Genomic DNA, 24053 nt, shown 5'->3' with positions numbered 1-24053 from the left:
TTGTTCAGAAGGAAGGAATGAATTGTATGCAATTTTTATCATTTAATATGTTTCGGACGATCGGGATTAAAACCGATCACGCGAAGTCAGACTACCATTTTGATTCGCTCGATAAAATCGCCAAAGCGGACGTCGTCTTGTTCCCCGAATATTGGCAGATCCACTCCATCATCTACGGAATGAAAAAACCGATTTTCCCGTCCGCCGCGACATTCCATCTCGGGCACGATAAAATCGAGATGACGCGTATTTTTAAAACCGTGATTCCGGACAATATTCCTCGGACCGGTATTTACGGAAAAAATGAATTCACCGTGAAGCGTGTTTTAGATGAATTTTCGTTCCCATTCGTCGCGAAGACTGTCCGCAGTTCGATGGGCCAAGGGGTTCACCTGATTAAGGATGAAATCGACTGGAAGAAGTATACCGATCACCATGAGACGTTTTACGTCCAAGAATATATCCCGAACGAAAAAGACCTTCGTGTCGTCGTCATCGGTGATCAAGTTCTCGCTGCCTACTGGCGTGTCGGCGGTGCGCAATTTTTAAACAATGTCGCCCAGGGTGGGGTCCTTGATTTCGAGAACATCCCACAAGAAGCACTCGATTTTGTTCTCGCACTCGCGAAACGACTCGATATCGATCATGCCGGTTTTGATTTGATTTTCCGCGACGGAAAAATTTATATACTCGAGTTCAACGTCTTCTTTGGTGGAGAAGGCCTGAACCATCTAGGAATTCATGCACCGGATACGATTTTAGAATATGTCGAACGAAAATATAAGAATTCATGAATTCTTCAAATTGACTTCACAACTTTTACTTTATCGAATCATTCATTATGGTATGATAGTTTGGAAAGACTAGTATCTACTAGCAAACTGGGGTATAGGGGGATTCAAACATGAAGTTTGAGAAATACGGCATCGAAGGCAAAGAAATTAAGTTTGGTTTACTTGAGACAATCATGGACCACCACCGTTTCGTCCGTGAAGGACAATGGGATTACGAACGTGCGATGTATGACATGAAGTACGAAAAACAATCAACAGGAGAGGTCTTCTATCTCCGGATTCCAGTTTATGCAATTCAAGGTGAAATTGAAGATCGCCACGCGATCGTTCGCATGATGACACCACTTCTCGGAAAACACTACTATCCACATGGTGTTGAGTATGATGAAGAGTTCCCACCTGAAATCGTTAAAGATTGTGAGCGTCGCTTGACAGGGTTACTCGAAACACTCGAAAAATAAGTTCTATCCGACCGTTCCTGTTAAAAGGAGCGGTTTTTTTCATCTAAAAATTTTCTTTAGGCGATTCGTTGCGCTGCCGAGTCCGTGTCTGATTGCTTTTTCAAGTCGACGTGTCACGAGAGACTTCAAGGCATTCTTCACGGAACAGTCGCTAAAAAGTCTGTTACCAAAAAAATCGTGTGTTGTGTGCTGGTCCCCCTACTCCTTGTCCAGGCCTAAAAGTAAAGGCCCCTTCCGCCAGACGTGGAAGGGGCCTTTATATGTCTCATTTTGTGACCAGTTGGAGGTAGTCGACTACCCCGTCTCCGAGTTGTAAGCGGACTTGTTCTCGCAAACCCATATAGAGGGCAGGTAACTGTTGCACCGTTGCGGTAACCTTCAAGCTAAACGAAATCCCTTCCGTCGGCAAACGTTTAATCCGTGTACAAACGACACCAAATTCGATGACGGCACACAACAATAACTCTTCAATTGCTTGTACTGATACCGTCACTTCACCTTTATTCTGATATTCTTCAACCAAAATGATCACTCCTTCGCAAGTTGTTTGACGGATGTCATGACTTCCTCGAGATCGACCGGCTCGTCAGGTGTCTTCGCCATTGAAGATATCGCACGCACCTTATTGTCGCGATCGAGAATGAACATTTGTGTCCCGTGTGTGACAAGACCACTTTCTGCTTTTGAATAATAGAAGTTCAACTGGCGTGTCAGACGATCAATGACGACCTCATCCCCCGTTAAAACCTTCCAGCCTTCAGGATTCGCCTCGAAATTAGACGCATACTTCTTCAAGACCTTCGGCGTATCAACTTTAGGGTCGACCGTCACGGCGACAAGTTCGACATCGGATCCATATAGATTTTCCGCCCGTAATTTTTTCTCGAGTTTCCGGTAGTCATTTAACGTCAAAGGACAAATGTCTGGACAATTCGAGTAGAAAAACGTCAATACTTTTACTTTACCATCTTCTGAATCAAATGTTTTCCCGTTGACGGCATTCGTTAATTCAAATGGTGTCGGTTCAGCAATCACAGGTAGCTTTTCTTTCATAAAGAAATAATAATACCCCCCTGCAGCGGCGACTAAAATCAAAACGACGGCGGCTACCGTCAAATAACTATTTTTTTTCAAAGCGAACCCCCCCTTAATGATTCCAAATCGCACGAAATACATTTGTTGTTTCGCCCGGCTCATACACAACGTATAACAGGCAATAGACAAGGACTCCCGTGATTGCCGTCAAAAACCAAATGACCGATGCTTTTGGACCAATTTTACGGTGACGGGCAAAGTTTTGTTTATAGGCGTAGAACAAAGCGATTAAGCCTAAGATACCACCCGATGTGGCGAGTAAAATATGAAAGATTAAAAATCCTGTGTAGTACGGTTTAACCGTATCCGGTCCCCCGAAAGCAGTATTCCCGAGTAAGATCGTCCGAAGCGCGTACATGATGAAGAACAGTAACGCGAGCGCTGCCGCAATGTTCATCACGACTTTATGCGCCCCCATATTCCGGCGTGTCTGCGCGATCAAAAACCAACCGATTGCTACAAATATTGCACTGAGAACAATCAAAGAAACACAAATCAACGGCAAATAACTCATTTTCAGACTTCCTCCATTTACTTAATCCGCTTTTGGCGTGAAGGACATGCCTTCATCGACAGCAGTACTTTTTGATCGTCTCACCCACGTGAAGAAGGTCAAACCGAAGAAGATCCCGTAGACGAGTTCTTGTCCAAGTTTCATCAAGACGCCTCCGAACCGTTGATCTTCGAGTAAATCTTTCGTTGTCCCAAATAGGCGTTCCATGTTCAAGCCGCTCACATCATTATTCGGCAGACAGTAAGCCAAGACTTTCGCGAATGTCGCTGGGTCTTGATACGCATCGTATTGGAAGCTCTGACTGAAGATCATGAACGCACAAGCTGGTGTCAACAGCACGCCGTTCGCAACGATGTAGACCATCTTTTTCAAATCGGACAGACTATCCTCCTCATTGACAGGTGCGATGATTGGATACCACATCGTCATGCTGAGGAAGATTAATGTCCCGTGGAACAAACGGTGGACCGTATAGTTCGTCAAGACGTAATCAAAGATGAACGGCATATGGTAAAACGTAAACAAGGAATTGAACACGACGAGCGCAATCAATGGCAATGTGAAGAAGCGTAATGCCTTCCCTAAATACGGGACGCCGAACAATCGCTTAAATGCCCAACCCGGAATTGCTAGCATCAACAGTGGCGGCGCCACCATATAGACGAAAACCATCTGGAGCATGTGCGCAGAGAACGTAATATGCGCTAACACATCAAGCGGACTACCAAAGCCAATATAGTAGACGAATAAAGCCGCTAGCATCATGAACTTTTGAGCTAACGTCGTTTCTGCCTCGTCTGGTCGTCTAATTTTTTCAGTAATGAATGCATACAATACGTAAAGACCGATCAAGAGTAACGCGTAATACGGGCTCCACAAGACAGTCCAATCGAATTGCGATAAAGCACCCCTTAAATTGCCTAACATATTTCTCACCCCGTTCCTGTTTCCTACAAACTAAGATTACCGTTCCCCTATTTCATTGTAAAGGTTTCTCATAAAACGATTCCAAAATAAAAGACCATCCTGCTAAACGTTAGCAGAATGGTCACAATTTTTTACCAAATTAAAAGGCGAAGTGTCGCGACGATTGTTAAGGCAACGAAGATACCGAGTCCCATCATGACTTTAATCCATGTGTTCCCTTTGTTATTCATATGCATGAACATATATAACTGAAGGTAGACTTGGACGATTGCCATGATGACGAGGAATCCACCTGCAGCCCAGTGTGGCATAAGCTCTGCCATCACTGCGCCGAAAGCGATCAACGTCAAGAAAATCATCAGTCCAAAACTGATCAATTGTAGCTGCATTTCGCGGCTACGATCAGCTTTCATTTCTAATTCTAACTGGTTACGTGTAACTTGTGGTTCGTGTTTTTCCATCTTATTTCACCATCCCCATGAGGTAGACGACTGAGAAGATAAAGACCCAGACGACATCAATGAAGTGCCAGTAAAGACTTGAAACATAGTACTTCGGTGCATTGACGACTGTGATGCCGCGTTTCCAGTTACGGATGAGCAAGGTCGAAATCCAGAGAAGACCGAACAAGACGTGCGCTCCATGGAACCCGACGAGTGTGTAGAACGCCGAACCGAATGCGCTTGACGTAAACGTATGACCGATGTGGTAATAGTGATTAAACTCATAAATCTCACCAGCGAGGAATGCTAGACCGAGAGCGAGCGTAATAATGAGCCACATCTTCATTTTCGCAACGTCATTCCGTTTCATCGCCATCATCCCAAGAACACTTGTCAATGAACTCGTCAGAAGAAGCATCGTCATGATGAAGACGAGTTCCATCTCAAAGATGTCGTAACTCCGTAATCCTTCTTTTGCGCCTGAGTTGTGCAATCCGATGTATGTTCCGAAGAGAGAGGCGAACAATGTCGTCTCTCCTCCAAGGAAGAACCAGAAAGCTACATATTTATTCTTACCCTCAAGTGTTGCTTTTTCAACATGATCTGGAATACCAGTCACTGGGTTATTTGGTACTGAATGATGACCCATCTTACTTCGCCTCCTTTTCAGCTTCAAGGCGTAGATCTTCTTCGATGACCGATTTCGGGATGTAGTATCCTTCATCGTCAATCCAAGAACGTAGGAACATCGCGAAGAGTGTCGTTGCAAGACCAATCAAGGCGATGACAAGACCGACAGTTCCGTAGTCAAGACGAAGAATGAATCCAAGACCTGCAAGGAACAAGCCGACTGACATGACGAATGGCAAAATCGTGTTATTCGGCATGTGGATATCGCCGACTTCTTCCGATACGGAAACTGTTTTATTTCCAGCCATTTTTTCGAGCCAGTACGTGTCGAGTCCTTTGACGAGTGGTGTTTGTGCAAAGTTGTACTCTGGAGTCGGAACAGGAAGCGTCCACTCAAGGGTACGACCGTCACCCCAAACATCGCGTTTCACATATTCTTTCGACATCAATGCCGCTGCAATTGAAACAACAAGAACGATTGTTGATACACCCATGAAGCCTGCACCAATCGATGATAGTAAGTTCATTGTTTCCCAGCCTTGGTTTGGTAAGTACGTGAAGACACGACGTGGCATACCTGTAAGACCAAGGATGTGTTGCGGGAAGAACGTCAAGTGGAAGCCGATGAAGAACAACCAGAATTGAATCTTGCCCCAGAATTCGTTGAGCTGTTTTCCGAACATCAATGGGAACCAATAGTAAAGACCCGCAAAGAGACCGAAGACGACCCCACCAACGATAACGTAGTGGAAGTGGGCAACAACGAAGTAGCTGTCGTGATACTGATAATCGGCAGGAGCAACTGAAAGCATGACCCCTGTCATACCACCCACAAGGAATGATGGGATGAATGCGACCGAATAAAGCATCGCAACCGGGAACGTCAATTTACCGCCCCAAAGTGTGAACAGCCAGTTGAAGATCTTCACACCGGTCGGTACAGCGATCGCCATCGTCGCAACAGCGAAGATTGCGTTTGCGACTGGTCCGAGACCCACTGTAAACATGTGGTGAACCCAAACCATGAATCCGAGGAAACCGATCAACATTGTCGCAAAGACCATCGTCGTGTAACCGAAGAGACGTTTACGTGCGAATGTAGGAATGATTTCAGAGAAAATACCGAATGCCGGTAAAATCAAGATATATACTTCCGGGTGCCCGAAGATCCAGAAGAGGTGTTCCCAAATGACGATGTTACCGCCGGCTGCCGGGTCGAAGAAGTGAGCTCCGAAAAGACGTTCAAACGTCAAGAGGAACAAACCGACCGTAAGCGGAGGGAATGCGAAGACGATCAAAGCTGATGCAACGAACGCCGTCCATGTGAACAAAGGCATCCGCATCAGTTTCATACCTGGTGCGCGCATGTTCAAGATCGTAACGAGGAAGTTAATCCCCCCCATAAGTGTACCGAAACCAGAAATCTGTAACCCGAGTGCATAAAAATCAACACCAAGTGATTCCGGGACTGTCGATAGTGGTGCGTAAGCTGTCCATCCTGCGTTCGGTGCTGCGCCGAAGAACCATGATAAGTTCAAGAGCACGCCACCGAAGAAGAACAACCAAAAACCAAGTGCGTTCAAAAACGGGAACGCAACGTCACGTGCTCCGATTTGAAGCGGCACAGCAGCGTTCATATAACCGATCAACATCGGCATCGCTGCCAGGAAGATCATCGTCGTACCGTGCATCGTGATCAACTGGTTAAATAACTCACCGCTGACGAAATCGTTCATCGGTTTAATCAATTGAAAACGAATCATTAAGGCTTCTACGCCACCGACCAGAAGGAAGAACAATCCGGACATGATGTAGAGAATCCCAATTTTTTTATGGTCGACTGTCGTTAGCCAGTCCATGATGCCGCTTTTTTTCTTCGGCATACCCATAGTATGTGTCCCCACTATGATTCCCCCTTAATTTTATTGGAGCTTTTTGTCCAATAGGTAGTCTGCAAGTTCACTCAATTCTTCATCGCTAATCTGATCTTCAGAGAAACCAGGCATTTTTGTCCCTTGTTTTTCTTTTTGCGGATCGCGAATCCAGTTCTCGAGGTTTTCTTTGTCGTGATCGAGGTATCCTGCGATACGTTGACGGTCACCAAAGTTCGTTAAGCTTGGCGCGACTTTCCCGCCACCGTGACAGCTGAGGCAGTTTTGAGCGTAAACTTGTTCGCCCGTCGTCCAATTTTTTTCATTTTTAGCATCGAGTTGTTTTGTTTCTGCTTCTTTTGCAGTTTTCATGTCTTTTAACCATGCATCATAATCATCTTGCTCGAGTGCGATGACTTTAAAGTCCATCAATGCATGAGAAGGTCCGCAAAGCTCCGCACACTTACCGTAGTATGTGCCCGCTTCTTGTGCTTGTAACCACATCTCGTTATCGAGCCCTGGGTTTGTATCTGTTTTACCAGAAAGTGCCGGCACCCAGAATGAGTGAATGACGTCTTTAGAAGTCAAGTTGACAGCAACACGTTTTCCGACCGGGATGACAAGTTCTTGTCCTGTCGAAACACCTTTGTCTGGATATTCGAACTCCCACCAGTACAAGTTTGCCGTAACGTTGATCTGTTCGTTTTTCTTCGCTTCTTTTGCATCGGCTAATTCAACCGTCGTTTTGATTGTCGGTACAGCGAGAACAACCAAGAGAAGGATTGGAATAACTGTCCAAATGATTTCAAGCGTATGATTTCCTTCGACTTGTTTCGGAACTGTGTTATCTCCCGATTTACGACGGAATTTCATAAGTACGTAAACATAGATGACCGCTACAATCGCAAGGACGAACAACATCACCCATAAGCTGAGCTTGATGATCTCAAGTTGCATTTCTGCGCCTTCCCCGCGAGGCTGAAGCGCGGACAATTCCGGAATTCCACAACCTGATAACAATAATGCCATCAAACCGATCGGAAGAAGCCGGAAGAGCATTTTTCCTGATTTTTTCACAACCATCCCCACTTTCTTTTCCCCAATTTTTTTCTTGTAATGGTGTACGTGAATATGTCAAATCGTTTTAGAGAGAAACGAGTACGACCGTCACGATCCAAGCTGTGAAGTAAAAGAGCGAGAAGAAGAACATTTTCGATGCCCATTTAATTTCAGCTTGTTTTTCTTTGATTTTGAGACCTTTCAGTCCCATGTAAAGCCAGTAACCGCTTAACGCCGCCATGACAATCGTGTAGACGATACCATAGTGTGCCAAGAGTAGTGATGATGGGACTAAGACTGCAATCCACCACACAATTTGTCGTTTCGTGATGGCAAAACCATTAACGACCGGTAACATCGGAATACCTGCAGCACGGTATTCTTCCGTCCGTCTCATTGCGAGTGCAAGGAAGTGAGGCGGCTGCCAGACGAACATGATGAGGAATAAAATCCAGGCATCGATATGAAGTGCTGGAGTGACTGCCGCAAATCCAATGATCGGTGGCACTGCTCCTGAAATACCCCCTACGACCGTATTGATCGTATGCGTCCGTTTGAGCCACATCGTATAGATGACGACGTAGACGAATGATCCAATCAATCCGAACACTGCCGCGACATGGTTAACGATCAAGAGAAGCACCGTTCCCGTCGCAAGTATTCCAAGTCCTAATGCCAATATGCGCTGTCCATCCATCTTGCCGGTCACACTCGGTCTCCCCATCGTCCGTTCCATCTTGTAATCGATGTCTCGGTCAATGTAGTTGTTGAGGTAACAACTTCCGGCAATGACCAGGCCACTTCCAAGAAGTGTCCACAATAATGTCAACTTCGTCTGCCACAGGTATAACAAGACATCATCGGTTAAATACGATGCTGCCACGACATATCCTGCGAAGACGGTGATGAGATTCGCGCGAACGATTCCCATCTTTGCTAGGGTGACATAGTCCTTGAACGTCGGTTGATCCGTTTGCTCGATCATGATGTCAAGCGTCTCCCCATTTACTTTCGCCATGTTGTTTCCTCCTTCTAACCGCCTGTATCCTCTCTGCACGCATGAGACACGTATTTTCTTCACAGAAATAACACAGACACGCCACGAAACGTCCTTTTCTCTATAAAAGATACCACATATTCAGGGTCGTGACGCATGAAAATACTTTCGACATAATGAACAAAATGTGAAATCTATGTGATTAACCTCACAGTTCACCATATTTACCTAATATTAGAATAGCGTTCTTCTAAAAGATTGCAAGCGTTTCGATATTTTTTATGCGATACTATTGCTATGCGCATGACTGTATATTGTATATTTTAGAAAGGTGGTGTCCGTGTCTTGAATCGAAAGCTTTCGATTTTTTCGGCATTCGTCACATTCACGATGATGATCGTATTGTTGATGGGGGGCACAGTCACAAAGACTGATTCAGGGAACGGCTGTGGAACAGACTGGCCACTCTGTCACGGAGAGCTCATTCCGACTAACCCTAGTGTAGAAACGATGATTGAATACAGCCACCGCGCCGTAACCGGTGTCGTCGGACTATTAATCATCGCATTATGTTTATGGACACTCGTCGCTTTCAAAGAGCGTCTCGATACGAAGATTTTTGCCTTTCTTGCTTTTATCTTCATGTTGATTCAATCCATCGTTGGAGCAGGTGCTGTTGTTTGGCAACAGTCTGACCTCGTCATGGCGCTCCATTTCGGGATTTCGCTTATCTCCTTCGCTTCTTTGCTCATTTTGACGCTATTAATCATGGAACGTCCAGGACGAGAATTCAGGGAAACGGTCCCAGCATTCTTACGTAAACTCCTGTACGGCCTGCTGATTTACACGCTGATCGTCGTCTATACGGGCGCATATGTCCGTCACGTCGGCGCAACGTATGCCTGTGTCGGTTGGCCCGTCTGTTCGCAACCAACGATGACATACGAGTCATGGGTCCAGATGATTCATCGCATTATGGCTGGCTTATTATTCTTCTATACGTTATATGTGCACTTCGTCGCGATTCGCTTAAAGCATCGGACGACACAAAAAGGGATGGCGTTTGCTACGTTCTTCATCAGTTGCCAAGTTGCGACAGGTGCCTGGATCGTTTTAGGCGGACACGCGACTTACGTTCCACTTTTACACGCGTTCTTGATTACATGTTACTTTGGTGTACTGTCTTACATGACGTATCACGCGTTCCGGACAAGGCAAGATCGTTAAGCATATTAGACAAGTCAAAAAAAGATGGAGCATCATTTCACTGTGATGCTCCATCTTTTTTATGTCGGTACCGCGTTCGTAGTTTATTACTTTTTAAAGCGAGCAATCGCCCGTTTACGTGCCATATCATGCTCAACGATTGGTTTTGGGTAATCATAGTCTTCACGTTGCTGGTCTGTTGGTTCATGAATGAATTTATTCGGCAAGTCCTTAATCTCTGGTACATATCGACGAATGAAGTCACCAGACGCATCAAATTTTTTCGATTGGGTCGTCGGATTGAAGACACGGAAGTATGGTACGGCGTCCGTTCCGACAGATGCTGCCCACTGCCATCCCCCGATGTTCGAAGCCGCTTCATAGTCGACTAACTTCTTCTGAAAATATTGTTCACCCTTTTGCCAATCGACTAACAAATCTTTTGTTAAAAAGGAGGCAACAATCATCCGGAGCCGGTTATGCATCCAGCCCGTTGTGTTCAGCTGACGCATCGCCGCATCGACGATGGGATAACCTGTCTCACCTTTTTTCCACGCGTCAAACCCCGTCTCGTCGTCTTCCCATTGAATGTCATTATACTGCTCGTTTACCGGTAGACGTTTTGACTCTGGATAGTGCATCAAAATCGTGTAGTAAAATTCACGCCAAATTAATTCCGTCAAATAGGTTTGTTTTCCTTTTGAAGCAGCTGCTTGCTCAACCTGCGTATAAATGGTCCGAATGCTGATTTCTCCCGTCCGCAGGTAACGTGACATCAGACTCGTTCCGTCGATTGACGGGATATCCCGATTTTCTTCGTACTGTTCGAGTCCGCTCGAGATGAACTGATGTAAACGGTTCTGCGCATTTTCTTCACCCACCTGAAAATCAACCTCGGATTGAGCCTGTTTAAAGTACTCCTCAATGAATGAGTTGTCATTTTGGTGTTTTTTATACTGGGCTTGCAGACGTTCGAGATTCACTTGGACTGGTTCTGGAAGATCTTTTTTTAAAAACGCATTTTTATATGGTGTGAACACTTTATAATAGCCACCATCATTTTTCTTGACTGCATGCGGATGCAACAAGTGACGATCGAGTACACGATCCGTCTGTTGACGCTGACGCTTTTTAATAATCGCATCATCGCGCGTCTTAAACGGTTCGACGTATTCGGCGTTAAAAATTAAATGGTCTGCCATTGCCGTTTCCTCTAAAAACTTCGCTTCGTCCCCTTTAATAAAACGAATCGGCAAGCCCTTTGTTTTACAGTTATCCGAAAAGTGCTCCAGCGCTTGAAAGAAATACTGTTGTCTCGCTTCGTAAGAACCGATATAGTCCGGGTTAAGCCAAAAAACAAATTCCACGGTCGCTTGATCGTCCTGCTCGAGGTATTCTACCGCTTTCGCCAACATTTGATTATCCTGAAGTCGAAAGTCACTTCTAATCCAACAGATGATATTCATTCCTAGCTCCTCCTCCGATAATGCTGCTTAAAAAGAAAAACAGGCTAGCCGCCATGCGTCTGCCTGTTTTTCATCGATTCTATTTTAAAGTTATCGAATCACCACGCCACGAATCAGATGAATTCAATTAATAAATCTTGGCTTGCGATTGCTTCGCCTTCGTTGACATGGACGGCTTTAATTTCTCCGTCTTCCGGTGCTTGAATCGTCGTTTCCATTTTCATCGCCTCCGTGACGAGCAATTGCTCCCCTTTACGGACACGTGCTCCTGGTTCGACAAGAACTTTCAGGACACTTCCCGGCATCGATGCACCAATCTGTTTCGGGTTCGACCGGTCCGCCTTTGGACGACTGGACGAACTTTCCTTGACGCTAATGTCCTTGACTTCGACTTCACGCGGAACACCATTCATTTCGTAGTAAACGATTCGCACACCGTGATCATTCGGCTGTCCGACTTGAATCAACTTGAGGTACAACGTTTTACCACGTTCGATTTCGACTTCGATCGTTTCACCGAGTCGCATGCCGTGGAAGAATGTACTCGTATCAAGGACCGAGACGTCTCCATAACGTGCGACATATGAACTATAATCCATGAATACTTTCGGATAAAGCGCGTACGCAAGCGCATCAAATTCAGTAATCGGTCGTTCGAGCTTTTCAAACAATTCATGTTTGATGGCATCAAAGTTAAGCGGCTCCATCATTTTCCCTGGACGTTCTGTTAATGGTGCGACACCTTTGAGGATCGCATCTTGCACTTGTTTCGGGAACCCATCCGGAGGTGTGCCAAGCTCACCTTTCATCAGTTCTACGACTGAATCCGGGAAATCGAGCCCACTCGCACGATGTAAGACGTCTTCTTCTGTCAAGTGATGTTGGACCATGAACAAGGCCATATCTCCTACTACTTTAGACGACGGTGTTACTTTGACGATGTCACCAAACAACATGTTGACGCGGGCGTACATACTCTTGACTTCCGACCAACGATCTCCGAGTCCTACTGCTTTTGCCTGTTGTTGAAGATTCGAATATTGACCGCCCGGCATTTCATGGTCGTAAACGGTTGGATTCGGTGCTAACATATCGAGTTCGAACGCTTTATACAAGTGACGAACATCTTGCCAATAATCTGAAATTTGTTCGAATTTCTGTGCTGAAACAAGTGGCTGGCGCGGGTGTCCACTCAGCGCATGGATTAAACTTCCTCCTGCTGGTTGACTCGTTAAGCCGGCCATACTCGAAGCAGCGACATCGACGACGTCAACACCGGCATCGACTGCACGGGCATACGTGTAGATTCCGTTCCCACTCGCATCATGTGTATGGAGGTGGATCGGTAAATCGACAGCATCTTTTAAAGCAGAGACTAACGCATACGCTGCTTCCGGCTTTAACAGCCCCGCCATATCTTTGATTGCGATGATGTGCGCGCCACTTGCTTCCAATTGTTTCGCTAACTTGACGTAATACGGTAAGTGATACTTCGGACGATTCGCATCGAACAGATCGCCTGTATAACAGACGGCTGCTTCTGCAATCTTCCCTGTCGGTAAGACCGCGTCAATTGCTAATTGGATTGATTCCGGATTGTTCAAGCTATCAAAGATTCGGAAGACATCAACGCCTGCTTGGGCCGCTTCCTTGACGAAAGCATGAATGACGTTGTCCGGATAGTTTTTATAACCGACTGCATTCGCACCACGTAATAGCATTTGAATCAAGACGTTTGGCATTTGTTCACGTAATTTCATTAAACGAGTCCAAGGATCTTCTGACAAGAAACGATATGCTACATCGAACGTCGCGCCACCCCACGCCTCGACCGAGAACAATTCCGGCAAGAGTTTTGCTTCTGCTTCTGCAATCGCTACTAAATCTTTCGTCCGCATCCGCGTCGCAAGTAACGACTGGTGTGCATCCCGGAACGTCGTGTCTGTCAACAAGACCTGTTCTTGTGCTTTCAACCAATTCGCAACACCAACCGGCCCTTCTGCATCAAGTAACGCTTTCGTGCCCGCTTGATACGTCGTTGGTAAATCTTTCGGAATCCGAACGTCACGTGCTAACGGTTTGTCGATTTTTCCGATACCAGGGAATCCATTGACAGAAACTTCGCCGATATACGTTAATAACTTTGTTCCACGGTCTTGCCGTTTCGGGAAGATGAATAATTCTTGCGTATCATCGATGAAGGACGTGTTGTAGTCACCACTGATGAATGCATGGTGTTTCAAGACGTTGCTTAGGAACGGAATGTTTGTTTTGATTCCACGGATCCGGAACTCACTTAAGTTTCGGCTCATCTTCGCGACAGCTTGATCGTACGTCAGGCCGTGCGTTGAGATTTTAACGAGCAGTGAATCATAGTATGGTGAGATTTCTGCACCGACGTAAGCATTCCCTCCGTCAAGACGGACTCCGAAACCGCCGGGTGAGCGGTAAGCTTTAATTTTTCCCGTATCGGGTAAAAAGCCGTTTTCTGGATCTTCCGATGTAATCCGGCTTTGAATCGCGAAACCAAGCATCTGAATCTCTTCTTGCACCGGAATTCCAACGAGCTCACTATGAAGCGACTCACCTTCTGCCACCCGGATTTGCGTTTGTACGATGTCGACGCCTGTAATCATCTCCGTGATTGTGTGCTCGACCTGGACACGCGGGTTAACTTCGATAAAGTAGAACGATTCATCTTGCGTCACTAGGAACTCGACTGTTCCTGCATTCTCGTACCCGACGTGTTTCATTAGCGTTACTGCCGCGTCACAAATTTTCTTCCGTCCTGCATCGGAAAGCGTGACACATGGTGCCACTTCGACAACCTTTTGATGTCGACGCTGAACAGAGCAATCACGTTCGAACAAGTGAATGATATTACCATGGGCATCGCCAATGATTTGGACTTCGATATGTTTCGGTCGTTCAATTAATTTCTCAATGTATATTTCGTCTGATCCGAAAGCCTTTAATGCTTCTGATTTCGCACGCTCAATCATTTCCGGCAGCTCTTCCTCTGTCCGGACAACGCGCATACCGCGTCCCCCTCCACCAAGAGAAGCTTTAACCATCAATGGATAACCTGTTTTTTCAGCAAAAGCATAGGCTTCTTCCATCGTTGAAATCGGACCGTCCGTTCCCGGAATGACAGGTAAGCCGGCTTCGATTGCTGTCGTACGCGCTCGTACCTTGTCACCGAATTTATAAAGATGTTCTTCTTGTGGACCGATGAAGATGATGCCTTCTTCACGGCAACGTTTTGCGAGTTCAATGTTTTCAGACAGAAAACCATACCCTGGGTGAATCGCGTCACACTCTGCTTTTTTAGCAGTTGCGATGATACCTTCAATGTCTAGGTACGCTTCGATTGGTTTCTTCCCCTCACCAATCCGATATGCTTCGTCTGCTTTATAACGGTGAAGCGATCCCATGTCTTCTCTCGAATAAATCGCAACTGTCCGAATGCCTAATTCGGTTGCTGCCCGAAATACTCGGATTGCGATTTCACCACGGTTTGCTACAAGAATCTTTTTAATTTTTGTCAACTGATGCTCCCCCTTTTGTTAATGAACTCGTTGCGCTCATCGTCCGTGCATCTTGCACTTCTTTATGATACGCTATTCGATGTTTATTTTGCATGGAAATATTCGCCAGCACACCGAGCATCGTACTCATGACGAGTAACGAAGACCCCCCGTAACTGATGAATGGTAACGTGACCCCGGTTCCCGGGAACAAACCTGACATGGCACCGATATTGATCGTTGTCTGGATGAATATGATGGAAGAAATACCAATCGCCATCATGCTTGAATACAGCGAAACACATTTTTGGGCGATTCTCGCACCTTGAAACATTAAGAAAAACAGTAATCCAAGGACGACAAGTACGCCGACAAATCCAAGTTCTTCCGAAATGATTGACATGATGTAATCGGTCTCTGGTTCAGGTAGATACCCATATTTCTGAAAACTGTTCCCTAACCCGACGCCGAACACGCCTCCATGGGCAATGGAAATGACCGAATTGATCAATTGATAGCCTTTTCCCTCCGCATCGAGGAACGGGTTGAAGATGACATGGATTCGTTTCAGCTGATTCTCTGAAAAATTATTATACGCATAGAAACCAACTAACGGTATTGCGATGAACCCTAATGTGATGTAACCACTCGGTAATCCGACAGCAAACCAAATCATTGCCGTAATCAACAACAAGATGAACAATCCCCCATCATCGGGTTGCATCCGGATGATGATTGCATAAGGTGCCAGCAAGACGAGCATCGGAATTAAAATCCAATCAGACAAACTAAGTAACATCCGCTTGCCCGCGGAAGAGGGAGAGATTTGACGGTGGATGAAGTGATGAACGATTCCGATTACGCCATTCAACGTCCCTTTTTGTTTTTGATCAAAGTAATTCGCTAACCCGACGACTAAGACGAATTTACAGAGCTCGATCGGTTGAATCAAAAAAACACCAAAGTTCAACCACGCTCGTGCCCCGTTCAACGGTTCAGAAAACAACGTCGCCATCAACATCACCCATGTGATGAGATACAAGACTAAACGAAAAATCGGACCTCGAAGCACTTCATGATTGAGATGCGCAACAAATAAAAATGCCACGATTGCCAAGCCGTCAAACATCAGTTGTTTCTCGAAAAACGAAGTGTTCGCATAATCGCCACCGTTCCAAACACTAGCGCTATAAACCATCACCGTACTGATTGCCATCAGAATCAACATCGTAAAGAACAAGCGAAAGTCAAAAAATGCTCGTCTTTCTTTAAACTTCGATTGCATATGTACACGTCCCTTTTCTAGTTCTAAAAAAAAATACCCAAACGCCGCATTTCACGTTTGAGTAGAAAATCAGCACGTCTCCGCATCATGTAAGTCAGATAGTTGCTGTTCAAGTGATTCGAGTAATTGTTTCCCTTCACTCGCATCAATCAGTTCAAGACGAACGGCAAAATCAATTTGGCGTGACAATCCGAACATTTGTGTATCCAATACTTCCTCATAAAGAGGACATTGTGGCATCGTTAAATTCGCAAGCTGGACCTCGATCAACCGGCGGATTTTATGGGCATCCGCTTCTAGTAGCTCAAGAGCGCGCTGGCGATGAACTGTCCCGATTTCAGTTGACAATCCAATCCCTCCTCATCAAATGACGCGTTCCTGTTATAGATAAACTTTACCTTACTTTCGCTAACAATTCAACGTTTCGGTATAATGGATTTGTAGCATTCACACATTTAGGGGGAATAGAGATGATTTTTCCAATCACAGGTAAGGTACGGTACACATTAACGATTGATCCAACCGTCTGGATCTTTGACGATCGTAAGATTGCGGTCGAACAAATCGGACAAGAGACAGAGCATAATGCCGCTGAAGCATACTATGCGAAAATGGGGGCTGCTTGGGACAAGGGGATTACGGAAGGGAGTCGGACCGATCACAATAAACCGATGACGCGCGAAGAAAAAGATGACGCACTACGCGGGACGTTCGCGATGCCACTCCTTCCATTCATCACAAATGCTGAAGTACTAGACGATGCCTCACAATTACGTTTTGAAGGAATCGATACCGTCGAACTCCCACTCGAGGTACTGCCTCAACTCTACTTACAATTTTCAAAAGACGGGAAAGTCTTAACCGATGGTCCCGTTCATTTGCTTTATCAAGATCAAGTCGTCCGTTCGGTCAATCGGATCACTGTCATCTAATAGCAAACTGCCCTCTTTTCCTTCTAACGTTAACGACTGAAGGAAAAGAGGGCAGTTTTATTTTTTAAAGCAAGTCGGCCGCAAGACGCGCGAGGTTCGACCGTTCCCCTTTGACGAGTTTGACGTGCCCTGTCATTTGTTCACCTTTTAACCGTTCAACTGCATAGGATAGACCATTTGAATATTCATCGAGATACGGATGATCAATTTGTTGCGGATCCCCGACTAGAACAATTTTCGAGTTTTCCCCGACACGAGTCAAAATCGTTTTCACTTCATGTTTCGTTAAGTTTTGTGCTTCATCGATGATGATGAACTGTCCCGGCATACTCCGTCCGCGGATATAAGTTAATGCCTCAAGCTGAATCGATTTCATGCCCGCTAGGATATTTCCAAGTTCATCACCCGAACCCGTATTGAACAAGTGCTCCAAATTATCATAAATCGGTTGCATCCATGGTCGAAGCTTCTCTTCCATCTCACCCGGTAAATAGCCGATGTCATTTCCCATCGGAACGACAGGACGCGCGACGACTAGTTTTTTATAACGATGTTCATCTTCGACTTGCAACAACCCGGCCGCAAGTGCGAGCAATGTTTTCCCCGTTCCTGCCTTGCCGACGAGTGTAACGAGCGGAACATCATCCCGAAGTAACAATTCGAACGCCATGCGCTGTTGAACGTTACGGGGGACGACACCCCATACTTGATTGATATCAAGCGAAAGTGCCCGGATGATAGGCAATTCCTGATCGACGACAGCGAAAGCTGAAGCTTTCGATACATTGCTTTTTAAAATGACGAATTGATTCGGATAAACTTTTTCATTCAAGATATCCACTGAGAGTCGTTTGTCTTCGTAAAAGGCATCGATGTATTCCTGGTCGACGACTGCTTCAATGAAACCCGTATATAACCCTGTCAAATCCGCAATATGATCCGTCAAGTAATCTTCTGCGACAAGTCCGTACGCATCTGCCTTTACACGAACGAGAATATCTTTTGAGACGAGAATGACGTCACGTCCACTCTGTAGTTCCTGCTGTTCCCGATGAATCGACCACGCCAACTCGAGAATCTTATTGTCATTCGATTCATGTGTGAACGGTGAGACGTCACTGATCGTGTCACCGATGTCGACACGGAGGATGCCGCCATTTCCGAGCGGTACTCCTGCATGAAGATGACCCGCTTCCCTTAATTGATCCAAAATCCGCGCGGTCTCTCGAGCATTTCGCCCGACTTCATCCATGTTTCGTTTTTTTCCGTCCAGCTCTTCTAAGACGATTGCCGGTATGACGACATCATGTTCTTGGAATTGAAATAAAGATAATGGATCGTGGAGCATGACATTAGTATCGAGCACGTATATTTTTTTCATTCCATCGTTCGCCCCTTTAGAGTCGAGTTTTGATGAATGTTACGCTTTTAGAATCGCATGCATTTGTTGATCTAGACGTAACGCTGCCGTTTCGTCATACGTTTTCTCGATACGAGGACGATTGGATACAGCGGCTCCGTAAAATAAAATATCGCGTACTTCTTCTACCATTCCTTCGTAAAATGCAAGCTTTAATGGCACTTCGGCTGCCGGATCCCAGCGCTTCACCTCCGTACACGTCAAGCTATAGGCAGATTGATCGGCAAAGAAAATCAATGTGAAAACAGGATGCTCTGCCAACGTCTTGACGATATGCGAATCGGCTTCAATCGCAAATCGGACCGTTTGTTCATCTTTTGCATAAACCCAACTGATTGCATGAGTGATGGGCCAACTTTTCGATTGATCGTGCGTGATTAAAAAAACGAGTGGTAAATCGGATAACGCTTCGAGTTGCTTTAGATTCAGACGATGTTCCATTTTATTTGCCATGGTGTCACCCCCCTATTTATCTTACTGACTTAGTTTCGAGTCATGTCATTCAATTCCCTTTTTTACATCTGAATAATCTTTTAATATGGTATACTAGTAAAAAAAGAGGAGGACCTCGAAATGCGTGTAAAATGTACTATCTGCGATAAACGCGAAACGATCGACGACTGGTCCTTCGCAGCAAAACGCTTACGTAACAAACCGGTTCGCATCTATTTGTGCGATGAATGCAATGAGCGTATCGAGCAACGGACGATTGCGCGCGAAGCAACTGGGAACTTTAACTTATATCCGACGTGGGCGTCTACTAAAAAAAGATGGTGACGGCTTACTTTCTATGCTGAAGTAACTTTGAGCTCCTGTGACATCCGGATGATGTCGAAGGAGCTTTTCATATCTTTACGGGTCGAAGCGGACAAAAACATCATCATTCTTCTCAGGATTTCCACGGCCGTCCGTATTGTTCGTAAGGAAATATAGTGCAGTTCCATCTGTCATGACGTCACGAATGCGTCCACGATCCGTTACGACTTGTTCGACTTGCTTCGTGCTCTCTTCAATCGAGCGAAGGCTCTGCCCGACCAACGTACCGAAATACAACTTCCCATCAAGTTCCGTCACCCCGCTTGGTGCAACGGAGCGATTTCCTACTTCATACCACGGTGTGACTAATCCTTGTTGTTTTTCCATCCCTTCAATCAACGGCCATCCATAATTTTTCTGTTCAATCTTATTGATTTCATCATGTCCGCTTTGACCATGTTCGGTCGCAAAAAGCTGATTTCCGACAAAAACAAGACCTTGTGGATTACGATGACCATAACTATAGACGTAACCCTCCAGATTCCCTTCAACCGGCTCTCCCGTTAAGTCCATCCGTAAAATTTTTCCGGCCAAAGAGGATAGCTTCTGTGCATTCTCGGGAACTGCAGCATCTCCTGCTGTGACGTACAGGTAACCATCCGGCCCAATCTCGATTCGACCGCCATTATGAATCGAGGACCCAGGAATGCCATCCAGTAAAATGCTTTTCTCTGTCCAGTCCCCATCCTTCCGTTCGATTGAAATGACACGATTCCGTAGCTCACCTGCTTGTTCATACGTATGGTATACATAAGCGAGCTGATTCTCTTCAAAGTCGGGATCAAGGGCCATTCCAAGTAGTCCACCTTCGCCTTCCGCCACGACTTCTTCCGTCAGACGTGGGGCTGTTCGCGAATAATCCCCTTGCGTTCCTTCGACGATTTTTCCATCTCGTTCTGTAATATAAAATGTATCCCCTGACATCTCGACATTCCAAGGTGCCTGCAGGGACTCGAAAATGATGTCGGCTCCCTCTTCAGTCTCTTGTTTAGCATCTGTTTGACTCGACTCCTCCGTCTTTGAATCAGTCGCGCAACCGACTAATAACATCGTAAGACTCAGCGGGGCGAGCCAGCTCCATTTATTCATTTTCATCACTCCTTAAAGGTTTTTCCCCTGACTTTCTCGTTTCTATTCCTTTATTTACCGATTGAACGATAAAACAAAAAGTCCGCCTTCACAAGGAAGACGGACTTTTAAACGAATCAAATGAATTTAAGATGCAGTCTGTTCTCGATCGCGTTTGACACGCCACATCCGGAAACGATAAATCCCGAGGATGGCGACCATCGCAAGCAATACTTCAGGAATCGGCCACGTCCAAAAGACGAGTGTTAAAGCCGCTGAAAAGACAGCTAATAAAAGATAGACGATCAGCGATTTCCACCAAGCTAATTCCTTTGCAAAACCTAGCTTAAACACGACGAGCGTCAAAATGACGACCGTAATCATCAATGCATTGAAACCCGCACTTAAGTTATTCGGATCACTCCCGACGCCAAGAAACCTGGCGACGGCAGGAATATCGAATTTCGAGAAATCAGAAGCAACGGCAGGTTGTGCAGACATTGCCAGTCCCCCTTACATTGTTAAGAACTCAGTCTTTTCCAAGACGACGACGTTTGTCTTGTTTTTCACGTTCGTTCTTGTTCAACACTTGTTTACGAAGACGAACTGATTCCGGTGTAATTTCACAGTACTCATCTTCATTCAAGAATGTTAATGATTCTTCAAGTGAGAAGACACGTGGACGTTTAAGAACGTTTGTCGTATCTTTCGCAGATGCACGCATGTTCGTCAATTGTTTCGCTTTAACAACGTTAACAGCGAGATCGACGTCACGGTTACATTCCCCGATAATCATTCCTTCATATACTTCAAGGCCTGGCTCGATGAAGATCGTTCCACGGTCTTCAAGAGCAGAGATTGCGTAAGCAGTCGCTTTTCCTGTTTCAATCGAAACCATAACACCACTACGACGACCACCGATGTCTGCGTTGATGAACGGACGGTACTCTTCGAATGTGTGGTTCATGATGCCGTATCCGCGTGTTGCAGATAAGAATTCGTTACGGTAACCAATCAAACCGCGTGAAGGAACGATGAACTCCATTTTCGTTTGACCGTTATCCATTGTTTGCATGTTCGTCAATTCACCTTTACGGAGACCGATCGATTCCATGACTCCACCCGTGTACTCTTCAGGAGTATCGATGACGACGCGCTCAAACGGCTCGACTTTAACGCCATCTTCAACTTTGATGATTACCTGTGGTTTCGAAACTTGAATTTCGTAACCTTCACGACGCATGTTTTCGATCAAGATACCAAGGTGAAGCTCACCACGACCTGAAACGATCCAGCGGTCAGGAGAATCTGTGTTTTCGATACGAAGCGAAACATCTGTTTCAAGTTCTTTTTCAAGACGCTCTTCGATTTTACGTGAAGTAACGAGATCCCCTTCACGACCAGCGAATGGTGAGTTGTTGACGATGAACGTCATTTGAAGTGTTGGCTCATCAATCCGAAGCAATGGAAGTGGATCGACGTGTGACGTTGGACACACTGTTTCACCGACGTTGATATCTTCCATACCTGCGATTGCGATCAAGTCTCCAGCTTTCGCCGCTTCGATCTCAACGCGTTTAAGGCCGAAGTATCCGAATAATTTCGTTACACGGAAGTTTTTGATTGATCCATCAAGTTTAGAAAGCGAAACGCTATCGCCGACTTTGATTTCTCCACGGAAGACACGACCAACTCCGATACGACCAAGGTAGTTGTCATAATCAAGCATCGTAACTTGGAACTGAAGTGGATCCATGCTGTTATCGACAGGTGCTGGTGTGTGCTCAAGAATCAAATCAAGAACGTTCGTAATTGTATCTTCTTGTTTATCAAGTTCAGGTTCAAATGAACTTGAGCCGTTGACTGCCGATGCATAAACGACTGGGAATTCGAGTTGATCTTCGTCTGCGCCAAGATCGATTAAAAGATCGACGACTTCATCGACGACTTCGAGTGGACGAACCATCGGCTTGTCGATTTTGTTGACGACGACGATTGGTTGTAATCCTTGCTCGAGTGCTTTTTTCAATACGAAACGTGTTTGTGGCATACAGCCTTCACGTGCATCGACGACGAGGATAACGCCATCTACCATACGCATGATACGTTCAACTTCTCCACCGAAATCGGCGTGACCTGGTGTATCAACGATGTTGATGCGGGTATTTTTATAATCGATTGCTGTGTTTTTCGCGAGGATTGTGATTCCGCGTTCACGCTCGATATCATTTGAGTCCATTGCGCGTTCTTCAACTAGTTCATTCGCACGGAATGTCCCAGATTGTTTTAAAAGCTCATCGACGAGTGTCGTTTTACCATGGTCAACGTGGGCGATGATCGCGACGTTGCGTAAATCAGTTCTTACTAAAGTTGTCATAAGTGTGTACCTCTTTCTATTCATTTAAATAATCCAACATTACTTTCGGTCAACTTTAAGAGTATAGCACAGGTTGAGTGGCAGTTGGCAATGACTATGATTCAAGCTTATAGCGAAAGCCTTTTCATTGACCCCGTTTCACGCTAAACTAAATACGTACTCACGTAAAACGAGGGGGAAATGATATGCGGTTCGTCTTTTTATTGTTGGCAGTATTAGCAGTAGGTTCGATGGCAGCGATCGGGATTTTCATCGCTGAACAAAACATGCTGATGGTCTTCATCTCGCTACTTCTAGTATTTGTTTCGATGGGCGTCGGTTTTGTTTTGAAAGCCCGCCTTCGGAGACAGTCTTAAACGTCCTTTATGGGCGTTTCAGCGTGTAGACAAACTTATGAAGCATGAGCATGCGATATCGAGAAGCAATCCGTTCGCGCTTCCCTGTCTCGTCTTCAAAGCGGCAATCTTCCGCGCCGCTACAGCAAAGCTGCAGGGTCACGACCGATTGCTTTTCGCTTTAAAAGCGATTCAAGACGGATTGCGCTCTAAACCGTCTGCAGGTCTGGATTTCCTTCACGGCATTACCTAAAAAAGCGTCGCGTTTGGTGACTCATACGGGAAAAAGTTCGTGTTTAACGCACTTTTAGAGGCAGTCAAGACCCTGTTCGTTGTCCGTGAAGATCAAGGAGTAACGGCTTGCGCCTCGTCCGAGGAAAGCAACGAAAAAAGACGCTGTATCTCCCGATAGCACTTTGTCTACAGTCTAAAACGTCCTTTATCAAAATCAGGCGAGAATATGCCCACTTCTAAACGATCAGGGTGAAGCCCTAGTGAAAGTGGGAGATGAATCGCCACCCTCTCTTTCAGGTATATCCGTTGTAAGGAGGTGAACATCATGTTGACTCACAAGGCCTACACATTCAGAATCTATCCGACAAAAGAGCAGGAAATCCTGATCGCGAAGACGATCGGTTGTTCGCGCTTCGTCTTCAACCACTTCTTAGCGAAGTGGGATGAGACGTATAAAGCGACAGGGAAAGGACTGTCCTTCGGGTCTTGTTCGAAAGAACTCCCGTCGTTGAAGCAGGCGTTCGACTGGCTGAAGGAAGTCGATAGCACGTCTGTGCAGACGAGCGTCAAACATCTTGCTGATGCCTTTGACCGCT

General features: G+C 45.6%; 25 protein-coding genes. 7 read left to right on the top strand and 18 right to left on the bottom strand.

The features are described 5' to 3' along the window. The first annotated feature begins 26 nt into the window (after positions 1-26). Positions 27-794 carry an ATP-grasp domain-containing protein gene (locus tag KNP98_RS05060; protein WP_239456734.1) on the top strand — a complete coding sequence of 256 codons (768 nt, stop codon included), beginning with the start codon at positions 27-29 and terminating at the stop codon, positions 792-794. Positions 795-904: 110 nt separating this feature from the next. After that, on the top strand, positions 905-1255 hold the full coding sequence (locus KNP98_RS05055; protein WP_029330928.1) for a YugN family protein: 351 nt from the start codon (positions 905-907) through the stop codon (positions 1253-1255). Between the two features lie 265 nt (positions 1256-1520). Here KNP98_RS05055 and KNP98_RS05050 read toward each other — a convergent pair whose 3' ends face one another. The 9 genes from KNP98_RS05050 to cyoE all read right to left on the bottom strand — a co-directional run bounded on the left by KNP98_RS05050 (position 1521) and on the right by cyoE (position 8812). Then, positions 1521-1787, bottom strand: a complete 267-nt coding sequence (locus KNP98_RS05050) for a hypothetical protein (protein ID WP_353048584.1) — start codon at positions 1785-1787, stop codon at positions 1521-1523. Beyond that, positions 1784-2389 carry an SCO family protein gene (locus KNP98_RS05045; protein WP_088837448.1) on the bottom strand — a complete coding sequence of 202 codons (606 nt, stop codon included), beginning with the start codon at positions 2387-2389 and terminating at the stop codon, positions 1784-1786. The genes KNP98_RS05050 and KNP98_RS05045 overlap by 4 nt, the downstream gene beginning before the upstream one ends. 13 nt (positions 2390-2402) lie before the next feature. Then, on the bottom strand, positions 2403-2864 hold the full coding sequence (locus KNP98_RS05040) for a DUF420 domain-containing protein (protein WP_029330931.1): 462 nt from the start codon (positions 2862-2864) through the stop codon (positions 2403-2405). Between the two features lie 21 nt (positions 2865-2885). Continuing rightward, positions 2886-3791, bottom strand: coding sequence for a cytochrome c oxidase assembly factor CtaG (gene ctaG / locus KNP98_RS05035; RefSeq protein ID WP_088837449.1), 906 nt, complete (start codon positions 3789-3791; stop codon positions 2886-2888). Positions 3792-3922: 131 nt separating this feature from the next. Continuing rightward, positions 3923-4252, bottom strand: coding sequence for a cytochrome C oxidase subunit IV family protein (locus KNP98_RS05030; RefSeq protein ID WP_088837450.1), 330 nt, complete (start codon positions 4250-4252; stop codon positions 3923-3925). A 1-nt stretch (position 4253) separates the two neighbouring features. Beyond that, the gene (locus tag KNP98_RS05025; RefSeq protein ID WP_088837451.1) at positions 4254-4883 is read right to left on the bottom strand and encodes a cytochrome (ubi)quinol oxidase subunit III; all 630 of its coding nucleotides are present in this window, start codon (positions 4881-4883) and stop codon (positions 4254-4256) included. 1 nt (position 4884) lies between these two features. Further along, positions 4885-6753 carry a cytochrome c oxidase subunit I gene (gene ctaD / locus KNP98_RS05020; protein ID WP_201302332.1) on the bottom strand — a complete coding sequence of 623 codons (1869 nt, stop codon included), beginning with the start codon at positions 6751-6753 and terminating at the stop codon, positions 4885-4887. 33 nt (positions 6754-6786) lie between these two features. Then, the gene (gene coxB, locus KNP98_RS05015; protein ID WP_088837453.1) at positions 6787-7818 is read right to left on the bottom strand and encodes a cytochrome c oxidase subunit II; all 1032 of its coding nucleotides are present in this window, start codon (positions 7816-7818) and stop codon (positions 6787-6789) included. A 61-nt stretch (positions 7819-7879) separates the two neighbouring features. Further along, positions 7880-8812 (bottom strand): heme o synthase, encoded by a 933-nt coding sequence (gene cyoE / locus KNP98_RS05010; protein WP_088837454.1) that lies wholly within the window; start codon positions 8810-8812, stop codon positions 7880-7882. Positions 8813-9136: 324 nt separating this feature from the next. Here cyoE and KNP98_RS05005 point away from each other — a divergent pair, with 324 nt between their 5' ends. Continuing rightward, positions 9137-10018, top strand: a complete 882-nt coding sequence (locus KNP98_RS05005) for a COX15/CtaA family protein (protein WP_029330938.1) — start codon at positions 9137-9139, stop codon at positions 10016-10018. An 86-nt stretch (positions 10019-10104) separates the two neighbouring features. On the opposite strand, the gene KNP98_RS05000 is transcribed toward KNP98_RS05005, so the two are convergent. The 4 genes from KNP98_RS05000 to KNP98_RS04985 all read right to left on the bottom strand — a co-directional run bounded on the left by KNP98_RS05000 (position 10105) and on the right by KNP98_RS04985 (position 16623). Next, the gene (locus KNP98_RS05000; RefSeq protein ID WP_214801902.1) at positions 10105-11463 is read right to left on the bottom strand and encodes a cryptochrome/photolyase family protein; all 1359 of its coding nucleotides are present in this window, start codon (positions 11461-11463) and stop codon (positions 10105-10107) included. A gap of 113 nt (positions 11464-11576) precedes the next feature. Beyond that, the gene (locus KNP98_RS04995) at positions 11577-15011 is read right to left on the bottom strand and encodes a pyruvate carboxylase (protein ID WP_214765242.1); all 3435 of its coding nucleotides are present in this window, start codon (positions 15009-15011) and stop codon (positions 11577-11579) included. Then, a complete protein-coding gene (locus tag KNP98_RS04990; RefSeq protein ID WP_088837457.1) occupies positions 14998-16275 on the bottom strand; it encodes an FtsW/RodA/SpoVE family cell cycle protein in 1278 nt (425 codons plus the stop codon). Before KNP98_RS04990 ends, KNP98_RS04995 begins: the two co-directional genes overlap by 14 nt. Before the next feature lie 69 nt (positions 16276-16344). Further along, the gene (locus KNP98_RS04985; RefSeq protein ID WP_029330942.1) at positions 16345-16623 is read right to left on the bottom strand and encodes an Fpa/YlaN family protein; all 279 of its coding nucleotides are present in this window, start codon (positions 16621-16623) and stop codon (positions 16345-16347) included. A gap of 122 nt (positions 16624-16745) precedes the next feature. Between KNP98_RS04985 and KNP98_RS04980 the strand changes: the two genes are divergently transcribed. Continuing rightward, complete coding sequence (locus KNP98_RS04980; protein ID WP_029330943.1) at positions 16746-17207, top strand: hypothetical protein; 462 nt, start codon at positions 16746-16748, stop codon at positions 17205-17207. A gap of 64 nt (positions 17208-17271) precedes the next feature. Here the strand turns inward: KNP98_RS04980 and KNP98_RS04975 are convergent, their stop codons facing one another. Continuing rightward, complete coding sequence (locus KNP98_RS04975) at positions 17272-18588, bottom strand: PhoH family protein (RefSeq protein WP_088837459.1); 1317 nt, start codon at positions 18586-18588, stop codon at positions 17272-17274. Between the two features lie 39 nt (positions 18589-18627). Then, entirely contained in the window at positions 18628-19080 is a 453-nt protein-coding gene (locus KNP98_RS04970) for a PNPOx family protein (RefSeq protein WP_088837460.1), read from the bottom strand. A 120-nt stretch (positions 19081-19200) separates the two neighbouring features. Here KNP98_RS04970 and KNP98_RS04965 point away from each other — a divergent pair, with 120 nt between their 5' ends. Then, positions 19201-19404, top strand: coding sequence for a YlaI family protein (locus KNP98_RS04965; RefSeq protein ID WP_214765247.1), 204 nt, complete (start codon positions 19201-19203; stop codon positions 19402-19404). Between the two features lie 75 nt (positions 19405-19479). On the opposite strand, the gene KNP98_RS04960 is transcribed toward KNP98_RS04965, so the two are convergent. From KNP98_RS04960 to typA, 3 genes are all read right to left on the bottom strand, one after another. Continuing rightward, complete coding sequence (locus KNP98_RS04960; RefSeq protein WP_214768643.1) at positions 19480-20532, bottom strand: PQQ-dependent sugar dehydrogenase; 1053 nt, start codon at positions 20530-20532, stop codon at positions 19480-19482. A gap of 126 nt (positions 20533-20658) precedes the next feature. Continuing rightward, a complete protein-coding gene (locus tag KNP98_RS04955; protein WP_088837463.1) occupies positions 20659-21012 on the bottom strand; it encodes a YlaH-like family protein in 354 nt (117 codons plus the stop codon). A gap of 28 nt (positions 21013-21040) precedes the next feature. Continuing rightward, entirely contained in the window at positions 21041-22888 is a 1848-nt protein-coding gene (gene typA, locus KNP98_RS04950) for a translational GTPase TypA (RefSeq protein ID WP_029330949.1), read from the bottom strand. A 185-nt stretch (positions 22889-23073) separates the two neighbouring features. On the opposite strand from typA, the gene KNP98_RS04945 reads away from it, so the two are divergent. After that, entirely contained in the window at positions 23074-23244 is a 171-nt protein-coding gene (locus KNP98_RS04945; protein ID WP_157898488.1) for a DUF5325 family protein, read from the top strand. Between the two features lie 538 nt (positions 23245-23782). After that, positions 23783-24053, top strand: a 271-nt coding sequence (locus KNP98_RS04940) for a helix-turn-helix domain-containing protein (RefSeq protein WP_214810819.1), incomplete at its 3' end; no start/stop codon positions are given.

This window comes from Exiguobacterium sp. s127, from assembly GCF_018618695.1.
Classification (GTDB): Bacteria; Bacillota; Bacilli; order Exiguobacteriales; family Exiguobacteriaceae; genus Exiguobacterium_A; species Exiguobacterium_A oxidotolerans.
Note: the sequence above shows the minus strand (reverse complement) of the source record. Positions and strands in the feature narration are given on the sequence as shown.

What these genes read in the sequence shown, in the direction of transcription:
- KNP98_RS05025 (WP_088837451.1), bottom strand. Translation starts at nt 4,883, where the DNA reads ATGGGTCATCATTCAGTACCAAATAACCCAGTGACTGGTATTCCAGAT.
- KNP98_RS05055 (WP_029330928.1), top strand. Translation starts at nt 905, where the DNA reads ATGAAGTTTGAGAAATACGGCATCGAAGGCAAAGAAATTAAGTTTGGT.
- KNP98_RS04990 (WP_088837457.1), bottom strand. Translation starts at nt 16,275, where the DNA reads ATGCAATCGAAGTTTAAAGAAAGACGAGCATTTTTTGACTTTCGCTTG.
- KNP98_RS05040 (WP_029330931.1), bottom strand. Translation starts at nt 2,864, where the DNA reads ATGAGTTATTTGCCGTTGATTTGTGTTTCTTTGATTGTTCTCAGTGCA.
- KNP98_RS04955 (WP_088837463.1), bottom strand. Translation starts at nt 21,012, where the DNA reads ATGTCTGCACAACCTGCCGTTGCTTCTGATTTCTCGAAATTCGATATT.
- KNP98_RS04960 (WP_214768643.1), bottom strand. Translation starts at nt 20,532, where the DNA reads ATGAATAAATGGAGCTGGCTCGCCCCGCTGAGTCTTACGATGTTATTA.
- ctaG (WP_088837449.1), bottom strand. Translation starts at nt 3,791, where the DNA reads ATGTTAGGCAATTTAAGGGGTGCTTTATCGCAATTCGATTGGACTGTC.
- cyoE (WP_088837454.1), bottom strand. Translation starts at nt 8,812, where the DNA reads ATGGCGAAAGTAAATGGGGAGACGCTTGACATCATGATCGAGCAAACG.
- KNP98_RS05060 (WP_239456734.1), top strand. Translation starts at nt 27, where the DNA reads ATGCAATTTTTATCATTTAATATGTTTCGGACGATCGGGATTAAAACC.
- coxB (WP_088837453.1), bottom strand. Translation starts at nt 7,818, where the DNA reads ATGGTTGTGAAAAAATCAGGAAAAATGCTCTTCCGGCTTCTTCCGATC.
- KNP98_RS04980 (WP_029330943.1), top strand. Translation starts at nt 16,746, where the DNA reads ATGATTTTTCCAATCACAGGTAAGGTACGGTACACATTAACGATTGAT.
- KNP98_RS04965 (WP_214765247.1), top strand. Translation starts at nt 19,201, where the DNA reads ATGCGTGTAAAATGTACTATCTGCGATAAACGCGAAACGATCGACGAC.
- KNP98_RS04975 (WP_088837459.1), bottom strand. Translation starts at nt 18,588, where the DNA reads ATGAAAAAAATATACGTGCTCGATACTAATGTCATGCTCCACGATCCA.
- KNP98_RS05030 (WP_088837450.1), bottom strand. Translation starts at nt 4,252, where the DNA reads ATGGAAAAACACGAACCACAAGTTACACGTAACCAGTTAGAATTAGAA.
- KNP98_RS05000 (WP_214801902.1), bottom strand. Translation starts at nt 11,463, where the DNA reads ATGAATATCATCTGTTGGATTAGAAGTGACTTTCGACTTCAGGATAAT.
- KNP98_RS04945 (WP_157898488.1), top strand. Translation starts at nt 23,074, where the DNA reads ATGCGGTTCGTCTTTTTATTGTTGGCAGTATTAGCAGTAGGTTCGATG.
- typA (WP_029330949.1), bottom strand. Translation starts at nt 22,888, where the DNA reads ATGACAACTTTAGTAAGAACTGATTTACGCAACGTCGCGATCATCGCC.
- ctaD (WP_201302332.1), bottom strand. Translation starts at nt 6,753, where the DNA reads ATGGGTATGCCGAAGAAAAAAAGCGGCATCATGGACTGGCTAACGACA.
- KNP98_RS04970 (WP_088837460.1), bottom strand. Translation starts at nt 19,080, where the DNA reads ATGGCAAATAAAATGGAACATCGTCTGAATCTAAAGCAACTCGAAGCG.